Annotated in this window: 17 protein-coding genes and 1 riboswitch; of the genes, 2 read left to right on the plus strand and 15 right to left on the minus strand. The window is 38.0% G+C overall.

From position 1 onward, the window contains the following. Positions 1-29 precede the first annotated feature (29 nt). From JM64_RS02850 to JM64_RS02875, 6 genes are all read right to left on the minus strand, one after another. On the minus strand, positions 30-1,724 hold the full coding sequence (locus JM64_RS02850; RefSeq protein WP_064011415.1) for an Rqc2 family fibronectin-binding protein: 1,695 nt from the start codon (positions 1,722-1,724) through the stop codon (positions 30-32). Positions 1,725-1,756: 32 nt separating this feature from the next. After that, positions 1,757-2,737: a 2-hydroxyacid dehydrogenase gene (locus JM64_RS02855; RefSeq protein ID WP_064011416.1), complete on the minus strand. Its 981-nt coding sequence runs from the start codon at positions 2,735-2,737 to the stop codon at positions 1,757-1,759. A gap of 145 nt (positions 2,738-2,882) precedes the next feature. After that, entirely contained in the window at positions 2,883-4,088 is a 1,206-nt protein-coding gene (locus tag JM64_RS02860; protein ID WP_156487885.1) for an inorganic phosphate transporter, read from the minus strand. Positions 4,089-4,158: 70 nt separating this feature from the next. Next, on the minus strand, positions 4,159-4,833 hold the full coding sequence (locus JM64_RS02865) for a DUF47 domain-containing protein (RefSeq protein WP_064011418.1): 675 nt from the start codon (positions 4,831-4,833) through the stop codon (positions 4,159-4,161). Positions 4,834-4,927: 94 nt separating this feature from the next. After that, complete coding sequence (locus JM64_RS02870) at positions 4,928-5,695, minus strand: alpha/beta hydrolase (RefSeq protein ID WP_064011419.1); 768 nt, start codon at positions 5,693-5,695, stop codon at positions 4,928-4,930. A 17-nt stretch (positions 5,696-5,712) separates the two neighbouring features. Then, on the minus strand, positions 5,713-7,083 hold the full coding sequence (locus JM64_RS02875; RefSeq protein WP_156487886.1) for an SET domain-containing protein: 1,371 nt from the start codon (positions 7,081-7,083) through the stop codon (positions 5,713-5,715). A gap of 62 nt (positions 7,084-7,145) precedes the next feature. Here JM64_RS02875 and JM64_RS02880 point away from each other — a divergent pair, with 62 nt between their 5' ends. Beyond that, positions 7,146-7,469 carry a glucoamylase family protein gene (locus JM64_RS02880; RefSeq protein WP_064011421.1) on the plus strand — a complete coding sequence of 108 codons (324 nt, stop codon included), beginning with the start codon at positions 7,146-7,148 and terminating at the stop codon, positions 7,467-7,469. A gap of 116 nt (positions 7,470-7,585) precedes the next feature. Here the strand turns inward: JM64_RS02880 and JM64_RS02885 are convergent, their stop codons facing one another. Then, the gene (locus JM64_RS02885) at positions 7,586-7,861 is read right to left on the minus strand and encodes an SHOCT domain-containing protein (protein WP_082868255.1); all 276 of its coding nucleotides are present in this window, start codon (positions 7,859-7,861) and stop codon (positions 7,586-7,588) included. A gap of 285 nt (positions 7,862-8,146) precedes the next feature. On the opposite strand from JM64_RS02885, the gene JM64_RS02890 reads away from it, so the two are divergent. Further along, positions 8,147-9,085, plus strand: a complete 939-nt coding sequence (locus tag JM64_RS02890; RefSeq protein WP_064011423.1) for a DUF4382 domain-containing protein — start codon at positions 8,147-8,149, stop codon at positions 9,083-9,085. Positions 9,086-9,152: 67 nt separating this feature from the next. Here JM64_RS02890 and JM64_RS02895 read toward each other — a convergent pair whose 3' ends face one another. The 8 genes from JM64_RS02895 to JM64_RS02930 all read right to left on the minus strand — a co-directional run bounded on the left by JM64_RS02895 (position 9,153) and on the right by JM64_RS02930 (position 17,260). Continuing rightward, on the minus strand, positions 9,153-10,697 hold the full coding sequence (locus JM64_RS02895) for a hypothetical protein (RefSeq protein WP_064011424.1): 1,545 nt from the start codon (positions 10,695-10,697) through the stop codon (positions 9,153-9,155). Positions 10,698-10,742: 45 nt separating this feature from the next. Beyond that, positions 10,743-11,495, minus strand: coding sequence for an ABC transporter ATP-binding protein (locus JM64_RS02900; protein ID WP_064011425.1), 753 nt, complete (start codon positions 11,493-11,495; stop codon positions 10,743-10,745). Between the two features lie 83 nt (positions 11,496-11,578). Then, positions 11,579-12,100, minus strand: coding sequence for a 6,7-dimethyl-8-ribityllumazine synthase (gene ribH / locus JM64_RS02905; RefSeq protein WP_064011426.1), 522 nt, complete (start codon positions 12,098-12,100; stop codon positions 11,579-11,581). A 62-nt stretch (positions 12,101-12,162) separates the two neighbouring features. Continuing rightward, positions 12,163-13,344, minus strand: a complete 1,182-nt coding sequence (locus JM64_RS02910) for a bifunctional 3,4-dihydroxy-2-butanone-4-phosphate synthase/GTP cyclohydrolase II (protein WP_156487887.1) — start codon at positions 13,342-13,344, stop codon at positions 12,163-12,165. Then, positions 13,302-13,913: a riboflavin synthase gene (locus JM64_RS02915; RefSeq protein ID WP_064011427.1), complete on the minus strand. Its 612-nt coding sequence runs from the start codon at positions 13,911-13,913 to the stop codon at positions 13,302-13,304. The genes JM64_RS02910 and JM64_RS02915 overlap by 43 nt, the downstream gene beginning before the upstream one ends. After that, complete coding sequence (gene ribD / locus JM64_RS02920; protein WP_064011428.1) at positions 13,856-15,013, minus strand: bifunctional diaminohydroxyphosphoribosylaminopyrimidine deaminase/5-amino-6-(5-phosphoribosylamino)uracil reductase RibD; 1,158 nt, start codon at positions 15,011-15,013, stop codon at positions 13,856-13,858. The genes JM64_RS02915 and ribD overlap by 58 nt, the downstream gene beginning before the upstream one ends. A 120-nt stretch (positions 15,014-15,133) precedes the next feature. Further along, a riboswitch (FMN riboswitch) is annotated at positions 15,134-15,261 on the minus strand. 85 nt (positions 15,262-15,346) lie between these two features. Beyond that, the gene (locus JM64_RS02925; protein WP_082868256.1) at positions 15,347-16,348 is read right to left on the minus strand and encodes a FecCD family ABC transporter permease; all 1,002 of its coding nucleotides are present in this window, start codon (positions 16,346-16,348) and stop codon (positions 15,347-15,349) included. Between the two features lie 3 nt (positions 16,349-16,351). Then, positions 16,352-17,260: an ABC transporter substrate-binding protein gene (locus tag JM64_RS02930; RefSeq protein WP_064011429.1), complete on the minus strand. Its 909-nt coding sequence runs from the start codon at positions 17,258-17,260 to the stop codon at positions 16,352-16,354. Between the last annotated feature and the right edge of the window lie 26 nt (positions 17,261-17,286).

Raw genomic sequence — 17,286 nt, forward strand, 5'->3', positions numbered from 1 at the left:
CATGAGTGCAATTGTTTTGATAGTTCTTGTCATTGAAACTTCTCATCAGGGGTTACAAAAAGAGTCTTAAAATTTGAGTAAAGAACTAGCCCAGGCTTAAAACCTTTGGGTTTTTTTACGTACTTTATGTATGTGTAATCCACCGGTACTTTTGTAGAATACTTCCCTTTACTGAATTGTGCAGCAAGTTTTGCAGCATATAAAAGAACATCTTCATCGACAGGTTGACCATTCGTCTTTATTACGACATGTGCACCAGGCATACCCTGTACGTGGAGCCATATATCGTGCTCATTGGATTTTCTAACCAGTTCGTCGTTTTGCTTGTTATTTCGTCCTACAAGAATTGTAAAACCGTTATACATGTACTTTCTCGGTTCAGACACTGCTTGTTCACTTTTCGATTTATTACTCTTTCTCTTGTGCGTTTTCTTTATTAAGTCGTTTTCGAGCATTTCTTCTTCAATCTCTTCTAATTCTTCCAGTGTTTCTGCGTTTTCTATTGTATCTTGTAACTGTTTCAAGTATTCTAATTCTCTTTTAATCACAATTTCGCGTTTGCTTAATCCCTCTAACTTTTTCTTTAATTTATTATAGAGCTTGAAATACTTCACACTGTTCTCTATAGGGGATAGGTGTGGTTCCAGTGGTACCGCTACATTCTGATTCGTTTCCCAATCAAAGAGTTCCACGCTATCTACTCCGTGTGGTATTTGGTAACTGTAAGCTTTTATCAGCTCCCCGTATTTCCTGTATCTATCGGATTCTAAGCACTCCTCTCTTTCTTTTTCAATCTGTGTTAGGATATCTTCCAAAGAATAAATTCGACTGTTAACAATACTTAGCATTTGGAAGCGTTTTTGAACTAGTTTATCCTTATTTTCGACAAAATCAAAATACTCATTAATACAACTGATAGCATTATCACATCTTTTTAGGTCCTTATATTTGTGGAGTCTAAATGCTGAGATATCAGTGGGCTGTTCGTTTTCGTAGTATATGTAGAGGACTTTCTGTCTAATTTCTTCTAATACACTTGAGAGACTTTTGGCTATGTTCCCCAAATCACTTTCACTGACGAAAGATAGTAGTTTATCTTCTACTTCTGAACGAAAAAGAATTTCTTCGGCAGTTATTTTTGAGAATCCCTGGATGGTGGAATAAATAAACTCTGAAATCATCCGTTGTTTGTTTTGGAACCTATAAAGAGCATTTGTTAGTTTTTCTAATGTTACTTCATCTATTGAAAGTTTTTCAGATGTAAACAACACGAATGGTTCTCCTGGTGATATCTTTCTGATGCGTGTTTCTATCCTTTTGTAGGCATCGACTATCAATCCATTTTCGACCAAAACGGCGTTTGAATGCTTCCCCATGATATCGAAGTAGATTTCATATTCATGTCTTTCTCCAATTTCGTCAAATTTGCGCAGTTTCATAATCATCGTTCTTTCATAGCCGTTCGTTGTAAGTTCTGTAACCATTCCGCCACGGATTCTACTGCGCAATAACTCCACAAATGGATGTTTTTCAGGTTCCCTAACTATATGGTCCGTAAATGAGACGTGCGAATAATTCGGATTCAAGGATATTTTCAAATCGCCTTTGTCAAATGAGAAGTATATCACTTTATCGTAAAGGTATATGTTCCTAACATGCTGTCCAAGAATAAGGTTCCTAATTTCTTCAACAACGGTTTTCATTACAAAACCATCGAACGGCATTTGGATGCTCCTTTCCAATGCTTTATTTCTTATCAGTACTCACTTTTCAAGTCAACAATGTTCTTTGGCATTCCACCAGAAAGAATTCTTCTAAGATTTTCAATAGTTTCATCTATTCGTCCCACTTGTCCTTCTATCGTAAAACCTCCAACATGTGGTGAAATAACCACGTTTTTTAAAGTATGGATTGGATATCTAGATGGGAGTTGAACCGTGTGGTCGGAATCAGGATACAAATACCATGTGTCAATTGCAGCACCTGCAAGAATTCCATTTTTCAGGGCATAGTACAACGCCTCTTCTTCAATAATCTGTCCTCGACCGACGTTCACCAAAAACTTTCCTTGCATTTGTGATATGATTTCTTTATTTATAAGATGATATGTTTCCTTTGTGAGTGGCAAAGTTACGAAAATAACTTTCCCAAATTTTATTGCTTCTTCAAGATTGTTGGTTACATAGTTCACCCCTTTGACAGGTTCAACATTCCTCTTAAATCCCATTATTTCACACTCAAAACCGCACAACAACTTAGCTAAGTGTTTTCCAATAGTGCCAAGTCCAAGAATTGTTACGCGCTTTCCTTGAAGCGAATACCAGAAATCTTCAGGTTTTGCCCCTGCTTCGTAACCGTGCCAAACACCTTTTGCAAGGTCGTTGTGGTATTCTACAATCCTACCCAAAAGTGCTAATGCTAATCCCAAAGCTCTCTCCGCGACAATTTTTCCATTACCGTGGTTATTTGCAATGATAATATTCCTTTCATCTAATAAGTCTAAAGGTAGTCCATTAACCCCTGCCCAAGGAACTAAAACGAATTTCAGTTTCTTTGCGTTTAAAACTTGTTCTTTTGTCAAACTTCCACTCACTATTACATCCGCATCTTCAATGTGTTTCTGCGCTTCTTCTCTATTTTTTGGGACAATGAAGAAATCACTGGAGAATTCCTTTTTTAGGTCCTCAATGCGTTGCAGAAAATAGTCTATCATTTTAGTAAGAAAGAGTACTTTCACGCACATACCTCCCCTCGATAACCTATTCTGCTCTATTCCACTATTCCATTTAATTATATCACGTGGTATATGACAAATAAATAAAAAGGTCCCAATGTGGGACCAAATAACGGACTGTATAGAGAAGGAAATAGCGTGTCTAAGATCAGAATAACCTTGTTAAAATTAAGTAAAGTATGGCACTAGCACCTGCTGAGAATGGGATTGTTATAAACCATGAGATAAGTATATCCCTAAGTATACCTATGTTTATAACTTCGATTCCACGCGCGAGTCCTACTCCAGTAACCGCACCAACGACGGTGTGAGTCGTGCTGATAGGAAAACCAAATATCGATGATAATAGTACCGTTGTTGCTGTTCCAAAATCGACAGAGAAGCCTCTCGTGTTATTGAGTTCTGTAATGTTATACCCTATAGTTTCCATGACCTTGTAACCGTATAGTAAAACTCTGAGGGCAATTCCGAGTCCACCAATGAATAGGATGTACTTTGGAATTTCTATAGCACCTAGATTTGCTGTCCCTGCTTGTCTTATCATAAGTATCAATGCTACCGGTCCAACTGCATTTGCAACATCGTTAGCACCATGTGAAAAACAAACATAAGCAGATGTCATGACTTGGACGTGCCTAAATATATCTTCAACGGCATCGTATTCATTGCTTTTATTATTAATCACTCTTCTTAGAAGCAAGTAAGATAGTACAAAAGCAACAACAAAAAATACCAAGCCAGCCAAGAGAGAAACATTGTAAGGCTTTTTGAGAGTCTTAAGAGAGAAGAGGAAAGAAATGAGGAAGAAAGTGAAACCAATCAAAACAGGGGCGACTTTCTTAGCTGCTTTCAACGGACTTGGGCGGTGCAAGATTGTTAGAACTATAACTTTAAAAACTACAAAAGAAAGCAGTCCACCAACTACCGGAGAAATTATCCAAGAAAGCACAATCTTTCCCAGATTCGACCAATAAACTACCCTAACCCCACCACTTACGAGTCCGAATCCTATCATTCCGCCAATTATTGAGTGTGTTGTAGACACAGGCATTGCAAAAACAGTTGCTATCAAGACCCAAGTAGCAGCAGCTAAAAGTGCTGATAATGCACCGTATATAATGTGATTTGGATTCGTTATATGTTCTATCGAAACTATCCCATTTGCAATTGTTTTTGTAACAGTGGCGCCGAACATAACCGCACCAAGAAATTCAAGAAAAGAAGCAAGGAAGGCTGCTTGTTTTGGCGTTATTGCCTTTGCACCAACGGCTGTTGCCATACCATTTGCCACGTCGTTTGCACCTATAGTAAATGCCATAAACATTCCGACAAGTATGGTGAAGAGTGTAATCACGCTTTTTCCCTCCTCTTTAATGTGCACATACATAAACAATAGTTCTCAATTTCGAAACTTCTCAAGCTTTTTAACTATGCGTTATCATTCTGATTCGCTCAACAACATTTCTTGCTCTGTCTTCAATTCTCATAAGAAGAATTACGACATTGTTTAAGAACATTATATCGACGGGGTTCATCTCATTTTTCTTTGCGAACAATTTTTTACCAAGTTCCAAACCAAGTTTGTCCGATGAGCGTTCCTCCGCTTCAACAGTTTCTACACCTTGGTCTTCCTTCTCAATTTCCTTTGGTGCAAAACCAGATTCCACAACGGTCTTAAGTTCCTGAATTATTACATCCATGTGCTCCACACTCTTCCTAACAGTATCTGTAAGTTCCTGAACGGGAGCTTTAATATCTTCCGGCACATGGTCTATCCGGTTTATTGTTAAGACCTTAACCACATCGTCTGTCAAATCGATAATAGAATCCACGTTATGGAGTATGTCAAGAAAATCTGCCTTGTTAAAATATGTCCATTTGAGTTTGCTATATATATTCCTAAGTTGGAGTTTAAGTTGATCAGCGGCGTGTTCCAACTTGTCTACTTCTTTGGATAGGTCATCTACTGAGGTGTTGTTCAGATATTTCTCAACAGCTGTATACATCAAATTTGCTGCCTTTGCGCAGAGTTTTGAGTGTTCACTCAGTAATTCAAGAGGGGAACGGTAAGGTATCAATTTTTGAAAAATGTTCGCCATCTCGCCACTCCTTTCCAAAAATATCTTGAGTTTCTGAGGAAATTATAACAGATATTATGCGTCTTTCAAAATTTAATTTCACTTTACTTCGATCCTATCTTTGAGACGTATATTTCTCTAAGAACTCTTTGATGGCTTTAACCACAATGCTTATTTGCTCGTGTGCGCTGATTTTAGCTTCCTTATCACCTTTCTGAAGACCATAGCTCCCAAATTGTGAGTGATTACCTCCAAGTATTTCAACGTATTCCGTTGATGATGGGAAAAGAGCTTTCTTTTCCTTAATCGTTTTAGGAGGTAAAATACCATCTTCGGAACCGTAGATGCACAGTGATTTTATAGGCAAGTATGAAATATCTCTTGCTGGGTATGAAGCCAGGAAAATAATCCCTTTGACCTTGATTCCAACTAACTCTGGATGTTTAACTAAGAACTCAGAAGCCGCCACACCGCCAAGAGAGTGCCCTGCCAGGAACCATTCCTTATCTGAAAACCTCGTACCATTTATTATTGTTCTCGCTGAGTCCACATCGAAAATCGCAAAACTTAATGGAACGTTTAATATCACTGTTGTTATTCCCTTTTCGGCAAGGCGATAAGCAAGAGGTGCATAAGCAGTGTAGTCAACATGCCCCCCAGGATAAAAAATAATGCCAACGTTTTCAAAATAGTTCTTTTTAAAATTTCTTGGTATGAAATATATGTTCTTTTCCCGTATTACTTCTACGTAATTTGATGATTGTAAATATTCTTTCACTTCTTCAGCAGGTTTTAAAGGACTGTATGCCCAAGTGATAAAAGCAATTATGAGTATTGTTAAAAGAAGTAAGACCACATAAGATATTCGTTTTTTGCTTTCCATATATTGACTCCTCCGTATTAATCAGAAATTTTCTCGAAAATAATCTCCTTCGGAGATACGTTTCTGATTCCAATTTCGACATCGTCAATCATTATTCTAACTTTTTTGGGGAAGTTGTCTATATTAACAGCAAGTAAAAATTTTTCTCGAGTTTTCATATTCTCCAATGCGAATAAGAGCGTTCCAATTTTGTCTTTGTCTTCTGCCAAAACTCTAATATGCGGTTTCAAGCCCATTATTTCGAATATGCGGTTGAAGAAAATGAAATTGGTATTAAAATGTGCAGCAATAAATAGTGTGTTCATCTGATGTAGGAATACCGAACAAGCTGCATTCTCCTGAGTAACGTAGGCTAAGATAGAAGAACTGCACTTCTCGTTGTCTTTAGTGATTATCTCACGTGCCCAGTCGGTTCTAAACTCGCGGAACAGATTATCTGGTGAACTTACCGAAAGATAAAAGTGAGGTGAAGGTAGGAATTCTCTGCCAGGTTTTATATTCAGATAATCAATCAAAATGGTGCATTTAGAACCAAATTCATCAAAAACGGGAAGATCACCATAAAAAATAACTTTTCCACCTTTTTCAATGAATCTTACGATATTTTCTTGCACGCTCTTTGACACGTATTTTGCTGTAGGAAGGATTAAAAGCTGGTCGACATTAGGTTTTGAAAATTCAAGGTCGACGAATTTATATCTAAATCCCATAACAAATAGCGTTTTCAAGAAACTATCCCAAAAATTGTATCCCCTGTGAATTTCAATATCAGAGCGCTTTCTATTACCAATTCCGTAAGCATACTCTGTGCGATAATACTCGTCTAAATATCCGATTAATACATTGTCATAGACCAATGAAAAATCCTTTCCCAGCTGCCTTTCGAGGCTTGTTAAGAACTCGTTAGCGAATTTTACATATTCGTATGTATAATCGAGTTCACCATTCGGTTTTATTGGTGCTGCAAATCCATGCTCTTCACCAGTAAAAGCTATTCGACCATTTCCATCTTTAACTTCTTTTCTTAACTTTGGGTTTACTCCTCCGGAAAATAGGTAGTAATTGAGGAACCTATTGCCCAGAATGTAGGAAATGACTGCCTTGTGAACTGTAGCGTTCGGGTCTATTCTTTCACCCAAATTGTTTCCATAGTCTCCATTTCCACACTCGAACTCCATTACCCCAAAAGGTTTCTTCGTTGTAGCTTTAAGTATCTCATTTATATTCCATATGTCGATGATATTTCTTATCGTGAAGTCTCCTAAATAAATATCTGTTGCAGGAATTATACCTTCTAAATCAAACATCTTCCTGAGTTGTGAAATACCTATCGGGAAAGTATGTGCTCTTCCAGCCGAAGTTCCGTGAATGTTCACGATAAATGTCACATCGATTCCTTTCTTATGTAACATTTCCTTGAGGTTATTCACATAGGCCGCAAAATCATCTTGTGAAAACAAAGAATAATCGGTATGGCACAGTACCACCTTGTGGTGCTATTGGGTCCGTGGTTTTTACACCAGACATAGTTGAAGAAACTGTGAGATATTATTTCGAACACGTGCCCCAGTTATGGGGTTACTACGGTTTTAAGGATGCTTTCAATTTAGACAGAGATTGGGTGTCAAGAATTTACATTGGTATAGACAAAGGTATAGAACTGCTAATGATCGAAAATTACAAGACAGGTCTACTTTGGGACATCACAATGAGAAACAAATATATCAAAGATGGATTGCAAAAGTTAAGTTTTCATCAAACTAACAAGGAATAAAAGAAGAGCGCCCCATTATATATAGGGGCGACTTCTTTAATGTTCTCGCTTTTTCACTTTCCTGGGAGGGGAAGGGGGTACTGGGGTTTCAACGGATCGGCTGTTAATTATTCTTTTTATTCTTTTTCTTCAAGTATACTTCTCATCTTTCTGTATTCTTCTTCACTTATCTCACCTTTTACGAAACGTTCTTTGAGAATTTCAATAGCATTGTCCTTTTTTCTTAAAAGGTTAGACTTTGCAAAAAACAGTTTATAAATTACAAAAACTGCAATAAGAAAGAGTCCAAATGATATTATAGGTCTAAGCCACCAAAGGGTGTTGTATAGCCAACCTCCAAAACCTGCTCTACATCCAGATACTAACCAAGGACCAAAACCATAAAATCTCATCAGAAATCACCACCATCCTCTCAACATTTTCTAAATATTGTTGCTTTTTCATCTCGACGGTTAAATTATATCTTTATATTCTTAGAAAATCCTTAGAAAATCCTTAGAATTGCAAGGGATTTTTCTAAGGTTTTTTTAAGCATTTTAAGTTATTTTATTTGTGTAGGAGTATTTGTAAGATCCTTTAAACTGCGTTATAACATGTTCTGATTGTCGTATATAACTTCGGTCTATTTGAAAAGGTTTTTATATGGTACAACACTTGCATAAGGAGGTGGCGGAGTTATGAAAAAGGTATTCTTCGTGTTTGTATTGAGTGTCATAGTATTGGTACTTTTTAGTTGCAGCCAACTAAACTTGTTTGAACCAAGAAAGTCGGCGGTATCTGTTGTGCTTTCTTCCGGAGTTGACGGCGACGGCGACACCGTAAAGCCGCAAGAATATTCATCAGTGAACTTGCAAGGCATCTACAGAGAACAAGCTCCATGGGTAAAAGATATTCAACATTTATACGTTAAAGTTTCGAAATTCTCTTACAAATATTCAACAGGACCTGGTGCTGGAAAATGGGCCACACCAACAGTTGTTGATAAAGAAGTGGACCTTGTGAACTTAACTGACGAAGCAACTTGGTTAACTTTTGATATTCCAAATGGAGCGGTTATAGTTGCACTCGGTTTTGAAGTTGAGCAGGCAACAATAACAATAAATGGTTCGAATTTTCATGTGAACATTCCTTCAGAGAAGGCAAAAATAGTGATTCCAAATCTCAACTGGCAAGTAAAAACCGATGAGTCACAGATAGTCCTTGCGATCGATTGGACAAGGAGTATCATTAAGATAGGTCCAGAAAGCTACATGCTTGTCCCAAGGGTCGCGTATCGTTGGCGTGGAGAATTGAAGAAGTTGTGGGCGATTTACGGAGACATACTGATTAACGATGCAACACCAACTGTCCCATTGCTTATCGGTTTGTTCGAAGGAACGGACACAACAGCTACACCAACAGTGCTAAAAATGAGAAGACCACGAGATGATGCTTACTTCTGGCTCGGAAAACATCCAGCTGGAACGTATACTGTAGTAGTTTGGGATAATGTTACATGGTATTGGGATGGAGATAGATACAGTATTGAAGGAAGAAAGGCAACTGAAACAACATTTGAACATGGTAAAACAACAGCAAATACAGAGTTGCATTTGAGATATTCGACTAGTGAGTAAGGTGGCAGGAAAATCAAAAACACCAAACAACCCCCCGACTCTAACGAGCCGCAGGTTATTTCTTTCTTTAATCTTTTTGTGTTAGGGCATGTTTTAATTTCCGATAATAATTCGTCGTTAGGATAATCAATGCAATTATGGAACCGATGAACGTTAGCCAAATAGCGTAGAACTTCCAAGTAGTCAGATTAGGTCTTGCCAAAATTATGGTCAACGTTAAAAGCAGACCAAAAGATAATCCCAACACAATACCCTCTATTAGGAATGTTGCTTTCAAAGAAAAAGGATTGTTTTTGGTCTTACCTGGGTCAACAATACTGTAGTACGAACCTATCAATGCACTTAACGCGAAAATTGCAAGTGATAAAGGAAAGAGAAACAGGCTATTTTTTTCAAACTTTCCGAAAGCATAAGAGATGAAAGCCACTATAATCAACAAGCCTTCGTTTAAGATAATTGGTATTGCCAGTTTTGGAGTTATTATCGTTCGTATGGTTACTGGGAAGGTACGTAATATCTCTCTGTACTCAAAATCGTTCTTAGTCAATAATCCTGCTTCAATAGCACAGTAAAGAGAAGCAATGGCTAAAAATGGAATAGCGGCGTTCATTGAAGAACCACCAACAAAAAGCATGAATAGAGAAAATATAGCAGGATAGAATATGAGGAATACAAATTGCTCGCTACGTGATAGAAGTTTCAAATCTTTCCACAAAAACCCTCCAAACTTTGAAGCGTATGTTTTTTGACTGACGACAACTTCATTCGATTTGTTGTTTCCTTTCTTGGTTTGCGTGTTTTCGTAAACAACGCGTCCGGCGAAATACCAAAATGAATGCAAAAAGGCACCTGTTAAGATGATTACATAAATCAAAAACAAAAGGTCATCAGAATAAGACCAGTTGAACGGGTTATATTTTGACGTAGTAAAAGCCACAAATTTTACAAACCGCGCATTTTGCCCAAGTAGTTCTACATTCACATCTTGAATGTAAACGAAGAATAGGTAAACAACAACAAGCAGAAGCACAATTACAGCATTCAACACTCTAACAAACCGTTTTGAACTGATTCCTCCACTCAATACTGATAAAAGCGCTGACAGTGACGTCAAAAAAGCAATGTGGAGTAATGTTCGAAGGATGAAACCAACGATGTTAGTTCTAACCACCAGTAAAAATCCAAGAACTGTAGATACAAAAAAACCTAATGTAAAGAGCTGATTAGCAAGGGTTACGACTAAGTTATATACGGCGAGCACGCTCCGTCTTATTGGCATCGTGAGAAGTAGTTCCATTTCGTCACTTCTTGAGAAAGCATGCATACCAGTTCCAACAAACCCCACAACATAAAAGAGCGAAAAAATGGACATCGAGGCGATAAAAAACGACTCAGCAACATCCGGATAATTTGTCAACAGCTTGTAGATATTGTAGTTGGAAATCGTCAAAAATACAGCCATGGGAAGAATAGAACTAAACATAAGTAAGATGTATCGCAAGGCGTAATTTGGTTCTTTTGAACTTGTAATCCTCTTTCTTTTAGTTTTTACCGTGTTTTGCGGATTTAAAGAAAGCCCAAGATACTTGAATAGAATCCTAAGTTCTCCCATAGTCTTATCCCTCGTTCTTTAAAATTGTATGATTGCAATATGTAATTACAGGTTTTCTACAATGTCTCTAATGTCTTCGGTTGCTGTAAGCGAAAGGAAGATATCTTCAAGTGATTTTCCATGTTTCTCTTTCAACTCGGCGACGTAGCTTTCAGCAATAATCTGCCCTTTATTGATAATGGCAACTCGATCGCACATCTTTTCTGCTATCTCGAGTATGTGAGTCGTCATGAATATCGTTGTTCCTTCGTCTGCATATTTTCGAAGTAATTCTTTCAATATCTTTGCGCTTCTTGCATCAAGTCCAACGGTTGGTTCATCTAAGAAAAGAACTTCGGGTTTTCTCATGAGTACGGAAATGAGCATTAATTTTTGTTTCATTCCGTGAGACATCTCACCAACAAATTTCGAGAGGTAATCTACACCAAAGGCATTACATAATTCTTCTATACGGTTTTTCAATTCTTGCTTGTTCAATCTGTAAATTGCGATAACGAAGTCTAAAAATTCGTAACCTTTTAGATGTTCATATATCTTAGGTTCATCCGGAACCACGCCTATTTTTCTTTTTATCTCGGTTTCGTGGTCCTTCATATCAAGCCCAAGTATTTCTACCTTTCCGCTTGTTGGTTTCAAAACCCCCGTTAGCATTCTTATGGTAGTTGTCTTTCCTGCACCGTTTGGTCCAAGAAATCCAAATATTTCACCACGGTTAACACTTAAGTTCACATTATCCACGGCTGTAAAATCGCCGAATTTTTTTGTGAGTCCTAAGGCTTTGATAGTAATATTCTCCATGTCTGAGCATCTCCTCTCGTTTATTTACGCAAGGGTTTCGATTAACCTTCAAGTTCACAGAAGAGTTAGAACATATCATATTTTTATTTTATCACAGAAGATTTTGAGCTGTCTAATACTCTTTTCAAATTAGCCATTTCCAATGCAGCCAAGGCAGCCTCAAAACCTTTGTTACCGCTCTTGATTCCTGCCCTATTCAATGCTTGTTCCACAGTTTCTGTTGTTAGAACACCGAAAGTTATAGGGATTTTTGATATTGAATTGAAATGTGCAACAGCTTTTCCTATCTCGTTAGCAACTATGTTGAAGTGGTATGTTTCACCTTGTATGACAGCTCCTAGTACGATGATAGCATCGAATTTGTCGGAGTGGAAGTTAATCAGATGGTTAAGTACAAATACAACTTCCATACTTCCTGGAACACGTACTATCGTGATGTCCTCTTCTCTGACGTTGTGCCTTATCAAACAGTCTATCGCTCCTTCAAGGAGTCTTTCTGTTACTGAGCTGTTGAACCTTGGAACAATGATGGCAAACTTCAAACCACTCCCGTCGTACGTACCTTCTTGGATTTTAAGTCTTAGTTGTGCGGTTTTACCTTCCATAGGCTTTCGTTACCTCCTTTTCAATTTTCGATGTTTTTCATATTCAAAGCACATGTAAGTTCTTAAACCAAGCCTTCGATGTCTTTCAATAAGTGATTGAATCTTACCATCTTTGTTTTCAGGTAAAATTTGTTATGCTCCGTTACTCTACCAAACAGTCTCTCTGTTCTTTCTACGTGTACGCCGAAGTCCTCAAGTTGTTTAACTTTCTCTGGATTGTTTGTGAGTAATACTATCCTCTTTACACCAAGGGATTTTAATATCTGGTAGGCAGCAGTATAGTCGCGTTCGTCCGGTTTGAAACCAAGCGTAATGTTGGCCTCGTAAGTGTCCAATCCTTTGTCTTGCAAGTGGTAGGCGTTAATTTTATTGGTCAAACCTATGCCTCTTCCTTCTTGTCTTAGATAAATCAATATTCCTCCATTTTCGGCTATCCTTTTTAATGCGCTTGAAAGCTGACTACCACAATCGCATCTTAGCGAAGAAAGCGTGTCACCTGTGAAACATTCAGAGTGAATGCGAACAAGAGGAATTGATTGGTCTGGCCATTTCTTTACAATTGCTACATGTTCCTTTCCATCTAGTCTGTTATCAAAAGCATAGATTTCAAATTCGCCGTATTCTGTTGGTAACCTTGCTGTGGATTTTACCTTTATGAGTTGTTCATGCTTTACGTATAATTTCCAAATCTGGTTTATAGTAAGAACCTTTAATTTGAATTGTTTAGCCAAGTGTTTCACGTACTCTAAATTGTGAGAGTCTCCATTTTCATCGAGAATTTCTACAATGCAGCTGAAAGGTTTAAATCCTAACAATCTAACAAGCTCGACCGAAGACTCGCTGTGTCCACGCCGAGTGGTGAAACCTTTTGCACCTATTAACGTTACATGACCAGGGTATTTAAAGTCTTGAAGCGTTGTACTTTCGTCGGAGATTTTGTTACAAGTTATAGCTCTTTCGACTGTGCTTATACCTGTCCCAGAACCCCAGTCAATGGGGACGAAATAATTAGCTCCGTAATTGGAAGGTAGTCTGAAAAATCCCCTTTTAAGAAGATTTTCTTCTGGACCGACGACACAGAAAAGACCTTTTCCATAACGTACAAAGAATTCGGTTATTTGTCTATTCATCAACTCTGCCGGGTAGACGAAATCCGCTTCAATTTCGCGTTCTTCGTCAACGACAATCACAGGTTTACCATTTAAAAAGTCATCTCTGATAGATTGTATAAGTTCTTCATCCATATATCTAACACCCCTTTCATGTATCGTGCAAAAATATCGATTTCATAATTTACAGGTGAACCTGGGACTAAGAACTTTAAGTTGGTTTTCTCGAGAGTGTGTGGAATTACTTGGACTGTGAATGTTTCATCGGATACAGATGCTATTGTTAAGCTTACACCGTTGAGGGCTATGGAACCTTTTTGTGTAACTGCCCAGTATTCTCTTGGTTTTTTAAAAGTCATAAGCACAGAATTTTTCACATTTTGTTTTGAAAGGAAGATAATTGTTCCATCTACATGTCCTGTGACGTAATGACCAGATAGCGAATCTCCAACTCTTAACGCTCGTTCTAAGTTAAAATACTTTTCAAAACGCAGGTTTGTCTTATTCAAGGTTTCTACTCCGACATCAAAGTGTAGGTTTTCGTCAACCTTAACTACGGTTAAACATGCGCCGTTGACGGATATACTTTCACCAATGAAAACACACTGAGAACTATCCTTGGGATATCGCCAAGGGTTTTCAACAATCAACCTTTTACCATCGAAGTATCCTTTACATACATGCTGGATAATTCCTGTGAACATTTCCTCATCACCACCATTAGTTCTTTTCTGTTCTTGGCAATTCTTATCTTTTGAATTTCAAAAGGTATTTCACTTTCCTCGATGGGTATGCTTAAATGTTGAAAAATTGATTTCCCTTTACCAAATATCTTGGTTGCGTAGAAACCGTATATTTCATCAGCATAAGGCAAAAATTGTGAAAATACAGAAGCACCACCCTCAATTAACACGGAATCGATACCTTCTCTTGCCAACTCTTTTAGGATGTTTTCTACAGATAGACTTTCTGGAGTCTTTACTTTTACGTACTCTGGAAGCTCGACGTTTTGATAATGCTTTGAGGAAAAAATAATAACCCTCCTTTGGTAATCAGGATTAAAAAGCTCAAACTTATCGGTGTCGGAAATAATTCTTTTTAAGACCCTCCCATTCTCATCTAGAACAACAACGTCCGGGTTTCTGAATTTCCTTTTGGGAAGCCTAACGTTGAGCATAGGATTATCCTTTAGAACAGTTTCAGCGCCAATTAAGACAGCTTTGTGAATACTTCTCAGTTTGTGCACTTCACTTCGTAGTTCTTGAGTAATCCACTTTGAATTTGCAATCTTATCAGCAATCTTTCCATCAAGGGTGGAAGCGTATTTAAGTGTAACGTAGGGAAGACCGGTGGTAACGTATTTGAAGAAGAACTTTGCAACTTCTTTCGCTTCATTTTCCAAAACCCCAACCTTAACTTCGATTCCATTTTTCATTAGCTTTTTAATCCCATCTCCACTCACCGGATTAGGGTCCTTTGCTGCGATAACTACCCTTTTTATTCCACTTTCAATAATTGCATCAGTGCATGGCGGTGTTTTCCCGTAGTGGTCACAAGGTTCCAACGTTACATACATTGTTGCACCAGATACATCGAACCCATTCTTCTTGGCATCTAACAAAGCTTCTCTTTCGGCATGCAGAGCTCCAAAACGTGTGTGATACCCTTTCCCTATTATGTTTCCGCCTTTTACGATTACCGCTCCAACAGGAGGATTAGAGTTGACAAAACCAAGCCCTTTTTTAGCTAATCTTAAAGCTATTTTCATATAAAACTCATCATTAGGCACTCCAAGCTTATTCATGGGACTCCCTCCTGGTTTTACTAAAATCTATAAAATAAAAAGCCCCGAGAAAATCTCTCGGGGCTTGAATTTTCATTCACTAAAGGGTTAGATAAGTGTCGAAAGATGTTAACTTATCTATCGTACTCTCTCCCATCCGGACTTTCACCGTCGGCTCCGGAATTTCACCGGATCAACCCTCTGTATTTATAGAGGGCTCGCGGGCTTTCACCGCCGGTCGGGAATTTCACCCTGCCCCGAGAGTACGTAAAAGATTTAACTAACTTTCTTGTCTATATTTTACTTCGACAGTAATGATTAGTCAACTCTTATATTTGTTAGCTTGAAAATAAATCACTTTGCAACCCCGTTTTTCCACTTCATCAAAACAAACATAAACGGAGCACCTATGAACGATGTAATAATTCCAACTGGAATTTCAATAGGGTTTAACAACGTACGTGCAAGTGTGTCACAAACTGACATTAGCATACCACCTATTAAAATTGTTGCTAAAAGATTTCTACTATGTTTGGGACCAGCAATTGTCCGTGCCATGTGTGGAACTACCAGTCCAACAAAGCCTATGATACCTGTTTTGGAAACAAATGTAGCAGTAACAAATGAACCAAGCAAATAAAAAGTCCATTTTAAGGCTTCCACATTGATACCTAAACTCTTTGCTTCTTTTTCACCCAAGGTCATAACGTCCAGTTGTTTGTTTAACGTAAAGGCTAAGGTTACGAAAACTGTTAAGGAAATCACAGGAACAGTTAAATCTCTGAAAGTTATTCCCGAGAATGAACCGTAGAGCCAAACGTGCCCAGTTACAAGAGATTTATTTGCAATGTTTAAAAGTAACATACTACCAGCGGAAAATAATGTGCTAACCAATACACCACTTAAAACAAGATGAACTGTTGGTACCACATTTCCTTTCTTTGCAAGTATTATGGAAAGACTAGAAGCGATTAACGCAAATATGAAACTCATCGTGGGGACACTCACATGGGCAATCGAGTTCACAATAAAGTATATTGCTAAGAGTGCACCAAAACTAGCTCCGGCGGATGTTCCTATAAGATAAGGGTCAACAAGAGGATTTTTCATTATCGCTTGGAATATATTTCCTACCAACGACAGTGCTATTCCCGTTAGTGTTGCCATTAAAACCCTTGGAAACCTCAAGTTCCATATCATATATTTTTCGGCGCTTTCTTGTTGAAGAAGTTGGAATATTTTCAAAGGACTGACATACACTGTTCCAAAGGACAAGTTAAAAACAAAAACTATGACGAAAATAAAGGGGAGGGAATACCTCCCCAAAGTTTTGAACCATTTTTGGGTTCTAGCCAATTATTACTTACCTCCGTAGAAGAAGTTATAGAAAATATCCAAATACTTGAAAATATGTGGTGCTGCTTGGCTAACCTCATCACCATCGACTATCAAAACTTTACCTTGTTTTACTGCTTTTAAATTCTTCATTATTGAATGGTTTTTTACAGCCTGCTCAACTTCTTTTGGATCACCATATGCTCCGATTATTATTACATCAGGATCATTTTTAACAAGCCATTCCCAACTTACAGGTAACCATCCGTTATTTCCTGTGTATGGAGCTGCTATATTTCTACCACCGGCGATGACGATAAGTTCGTTCATATACGAACCAGTTCCTGCCGTCCATAGTTGTTTCGCATTTTCGTCTGGTGTTGTTATTGTGAAAAACACCGTCGGTCTGCTTTCCAATGGAATTTTCGAAGTTTTTTGTCCAATTTCTGTCATTTTATTTCTGAGCTCGGAGACAAGCTTGTCGGCCTTGTTTTTGACATTGAAAACGGCACCGAGTTGACCAACAGCTTTAATTATATCTGTCAAAGTGTTTGCGTTTAAAACATAAGCTGTGAGATTTGCTTTTTCTAGTTTTTCCACTTCTGGGAATTGGAAACCACCGAACATGATAACTAGGTCAGGCTTTAGAGAATGAATTTTCTCGATGTTTAAAGGCACCATGTTGCCTATGTTCTCTGCCTTTTTGTAATTATCCCAAGTAGTAACACCGACGATTCGATTTTCAAGTCCAAGAGCTTGCAAATACCTTGTCGCACTTGGTGCAGCAGAGACAACCCTTCTTGGTGGCATTGGAATATTCACAATTCTTCCAGCATCATCAACAACCGCAATAGCAAGTGAAAAAACTGTCACAATGAGCATGAACATGACGAAAAGCTTTCTTAAAGAGCCAAAAGAAAACGACTTAACCATACACAAACCCTCCCTCTTTGCAAAAA

Origin of the sequence: Fervidobacterium pennivorans (assembly GCF_001644665.1) — a bacterium.
Lineage (GTDB): Bacteria > Thermotogota > Thermotogae > Thermotogales > Fervidobacteriaceae > Fervidobacterium > Fervidobacterium ngatamarikiense.